The 2,807-nt window shown below is 70.3% G+C and carries 2 protein-coding genes; one reads left to right on the top strand and one right to left on the bottom strand.

Going from position 1 to position 2,807, the window contains the following annotated elements; all coding sequences use genetic code 11:
* Positions 1-159: 159 nt before the first annotated feature.
* Entirely contained in the window at positions 160-1,662 is a 1,503-nt protein-coding gene (locus tag AB8Z75_RS33360) for an aldehyde dehydrogenase family protein (RefSeq protein WP_369208637.1), read from the bottom strand.
* A gap of 498 nt (positions 1,663-2,160) precedes the next feature.
* Between AB8Z75_RS33360 and AB8Z75_RS33355 the strand changes: the two genes are divergently transcribed.
* A complete protein-coding gene (locus AB8Z75_RS33355) occupies positions 2,161-2,766 on the top strand; it encodes a hypothetical protein (RefSeq protein WP_369208635.1) in 606 nt (201 codons plus the stop codon).
* Positions 2,767-2,807: the final 41 nt, after the last annotated feature.

The following is a 2,807-nucleotide window of genomic DNA, read 5'->3' as shown; positions in this document are numbered from 1 at the left end:
GGACGGAAGCGGGAACGGCGGTTGATACGGGTGCGCCGCGGCGGCTCGGAAACAGGGGGTGAGCCGCCGTGGCGCTGCGTTGTCTTCCGTCGGTCGGTACCGGGGGGGGCGGTACGGGGTGCGGGGTGCGGGGTGCGGGTGGGCGCGAGGCCCGGTCGGTCAGCCGGCGAACCAGCGCACAGGTGCGGGGCGCAGGTTCTCGTACACGTGCTTGGTCTCGCGGTACTCGGCCAGCCCGTGGGGGCCCAGCTCGCGGCCGACGCCCGACTTGCCGATGCCTCCCCACTCGGCCTGCGGCAGGTAGGGGTGGAAGTCGTTGATCCACACCGTGCCGTGCCGCAGCCGCGCCGCGACCCTGCGCGCCCGCGCCGTGTCACCGGAGAAGACGGCGCCCGCGAGGCCGTACTCGGTGTCGTTGGCCAGCGTGACAGCTTCGTCCTCGGTGCTGAAGGTCTCGACCGTCAGCAGCGGGCCGAAAGTCTCCTCGCGGACGACCCGCATACCGCGGTGGCAGTTGTCGAGCACCGTCGGGGAGTAGAAGTAGCCACCGGCCGGACGGACCTCGGACGGCTTCGGCCGCTCACCGCCGCACCGCAGGTCAGCGCCCTCTTCGAGCGCCGAGGCGACATAGCCTTCCGTCTTGTCCAACTGCTGCTGGGAGACCAGCGGCCCGCACTCGACACCCTCCTCGGTGCCGCGGCCCAGCTTGATGCGCTGCGCGCGGGAGACGAGCTCGGCCACGAAGCGGTCCTTGACCGACTCCTCGATGATCAGCCGGGCGCCGGCCGAGCAGACCTGGCCGCTGTGGATGAAGGCGGCGTTCAACGCCTGGTCGACGGCGGTGTCGAAGCCCTCGTCCGTGGCGCAGGCGTCGGCGAAGACGACGTTGGGGTTCTTGCCGCCGAGCTCCAGGGCGACCTTCTTGGCGCCCGCCACCGCCGCGGCCCCGGCCTTCGTGCCGCTGACCAGGCCACCGGTGAAGGAGAAGAGGTCCACGTCCGGGTGCTCGGCCAGCCGCTGCCCGACGGGGAGCCCCGCACCGGTGACGATGTTGGCGACACCCGCCGGCAGCCCGGCCTCCACCAGCAGCTTCACCAGGTGGACGGTGGACAGCGGGGTGACCTCGCTGGGCTTGATCACGAAGGTGTTGCCCGCGGCCAGCGCCGGGGCGACCTTCCAGCTCGCCTGGAGAAGCGGATAGTTCCAGGGCGTGATCAGGGCACAGACACCCACCGGCTCGTGGACGACGACGCTGTGCACGTCCGGACTGCCCGCGTCCACGACACGGCCGCCCGACTCGTTCATCACCAGGTCGGCGAAGTAGCGGAAGGCGTTCGTCACGTCGTCGACGTCGACCCGGCCCTCCTCCAGGGTCTTACCGGTGTCCCGGGACTCGATCAGCGCGATCTCCTCCCGGTCGCGCTGGAGGAGATCCGCGACACGACGCAGCACAGCGGCGCGCTCGGCGGTCGGGGTGTGCGGCCACGGGCCCTGGTCGAAGGCGCGGCGGGCGGCGGCGACGGCCGCGTCGGTGTCCGCTGTGTCGCCCTCGGCGACGACGGCGAGCGTGGTGGCGTCAGCGGGGTCCAGCACCTCCCGCGTGCCGCCGTCGGCGGCCGTGCGCCACGTGCCGTCAATGTGAATGCTCTCCGATACGGACACCTTCGGTACTGCCTTCCTTGCTCCTGCTTTCCCTGGAGACACCTCCCTGCCGAGAGCTGGGGGCGGCCCCGGTGCCCCCGATGGGGGCTTTTGCCATGTCTTTGGAGAGATGGCAATCCGGAACCCTGCCCCGTCCTGGCGATCTCATGTCCAGAATTCGCTGCCAAGTGGGCTTCATCACTGGCCGAAGTGCGCCACCCCCCGGCGGAACGTACGGTGAGTACGTCTTTGTCCGCATACGGCAGGACGCCAACCGGCACACCACACCTGTCTCCCCGATGGCGGATCGGAGCCACCCCCATGCGACAGCAGCACCGCACAGCACTTGTCGTGGCCGTCTGCGCTGCGACGACGGCCTCGGGCGGGCTTCTGGCCCCGGCGAACGCCGCCCCCTCGGCGACGGAACGTGACGGGCCGGACATCGCAGAGTTGTCAGGAGAGGAAATAGCGGAAAAAGCCTCGAAGGAGCTGAATTCCGCACGCTCTCTGCGGCTGAGAATGGAGGCACCCGACCTCCGGCTCAATCTCACCCTCGACGAGAAGGCGAATTGCTCCGGAAAAATGTCGGTTCCCCACGGCGGGAGCATGCGGCTGATCAAGCACGGCAACACGATCTGGCTCAAGCCCGACGCCGCGTACTGGAAGGCCCAGCTCGGCCCCGAGGCCGGCGGCAAGGTCGCCGAGAAGTTCCAGGGCCGCTACATCAAGGGGAGCGCCCGCGACCCCGAGTTGGGCGGCAAGGGCCTGACCACCGCCTGCGACCTGGACGCCTTCCGAGCCGCCTCCGGAGCCATGTCCTCGCCCGGCCCCCGCTGGAAACGCGGCCACGAGAGCAAGGTCGGTGATCACCGCGCCGTCCCCGTCACCCGCACCCAGGACAAGGCGCGCGTCACCATGCACGTCTCCACCGAGGGCAAGCCCTACCCGCTACGGCTGGAGCGCCGAGCCGGCGCSAACCACGACGMGATCGACCTCGGCCACTTCGACCACCCCGTCCCCCGCGACACCCCGCCCAAGGACCGCACCGTCTCCGTCGAGCAACTCCGCCGCCACCTGGAAGACTCGCGGCCCCAACAGGAAGAACCGCCCTCCGAGAACGTCTGAACCACCGACCACCGCCCCGACAAGTCGCGCGGGGCCAGGCC

It is taken from the genome of Streptomyces sp. PU-14G, assembly GCF_041028275.1.
GTDB lineage: Bacteria > Actinomycetota > Actinomycetes > Streptomycetales > Streptomycetaceae > Streptomyces.
The sequence above is the reverse complement of the archived record's forward strand: the minus strand, read 5'-3'. Positions and strand labels throughout refer to the sequence as shown.